Below are 1,168 nucleotides of genomic sequence, written 5' to 3' on the forward strand. Positions count from 1 at the left end.
GCGTTCTCGCGTGCGGATGCGGCGGCGCTGTCGGATGAGCGGCTGCTTGAGGAGCAGCGTGCGTTCGCGGCGGCGCGGCGGTTGGTGGATGCGGGGGCTGCGGCGGTGGCGGCGGAGATCGCGGCCCGCTCGGATCGGTCGTTGGGTGCGGCGGGGTTGGCGCAGGGCCGCGGGGCCCGAACGCCGGAGGCGTTGGTTGCGCAGTTGACGGGGGTGTCGGTGCGGGATGCCCGCACTCTCGTGTCGGCCGGGGAGCTGGTGTCGGCGCCCGCACCCGGGTTGGAGCCTCTCGCCGCGGCGGTCACTTCCGGCGACCTGTCGGTGGAGGCCGCGCTGGCGGTGAAGGCCGGGCTGGGTGACTCGGATGCGGTGGACCCGGATGCCCGGGCCGACGCCGCTCAGAGACTGGTGCGGGAGGCGTCGGGGCTGACCCTCGAGCAGCTCGCCGCGCGCGCCCGCGAGGCCGGCGCCGCCCTCGACGTGACCGACGTGCCCCGCCGGGAAGAACAACTGCGGCAGCGCCGGTTCCTCACACTCACCCCGTTGCCGGACGGGATGACCCGACTGTCAGGCCTCCTCGACCCCGAGTCCGCGGCCGTGATCACCACCGCGGTGGATGCCGCCACCGCCCCGCAGCGCGGCGGACCCCGCTTCGTCGACCCCACCACTGCACCCGAACCCCACGCCGACGACACCCGCACCGTGCCGCAACTGCTCCTCGACGCCCTCGTCGACCTCATCACCGTCGCCACCCACGCCGACACCGGCCGCGTCCTCGGCTCCAAACGCGTCGGCGTGCGCGTGCACGTCTCCCACCGCGACCTGTCCACCGGAACCGGGTACGCCACGATCGACGGGCAGACCGCCCCCATCTCGATCGCCACCGCCCACCGCATCAGCTGCGACACCGGACTCATCCCCGTCCTCTTCGACAGCGACGGACGCATCCTCAACGTCGGCCGCACCCAACGCCACCACACCGCCCGCATGCGCATCGGCCTCGCCGCCCGCGACGGCGGCTGCACCATCCCCGGCTGCACCCGCCCACCCGACTGGTGCGAAGCCCACCACATCAACCACTGGCACCGCGACCACGGCGACACCTCCACCAACGACGGAGTACTCCTCTGCCGACACCACCACCAACTCCTCCACACCAAGAACTGGC

The 1,168-nt window shown here is 73.3% G+C and carries 1 protein-coding gene; it reads left to right on the forward strand.

The genetic code is table 11. From position 1 onward, the window contains the following. Nucleotides 1-1,168 (forward strand): HNH endonuclease signature motif containing protein (locus Q5716_RS15910; RefSeq protein ID WP_305004144.1); only part of this gene is annotated, 1,168 nt, incomplete at both ends.

Source organism: Antiquaquibacter soli (genome assembly GCF_030580675.1).
GTDB lineage: Bacteria > Actinomycetota > Actinomycetes > Actinomycetales > Microbacteriaceae > Rhodoglobus > Rhodoglobus soli.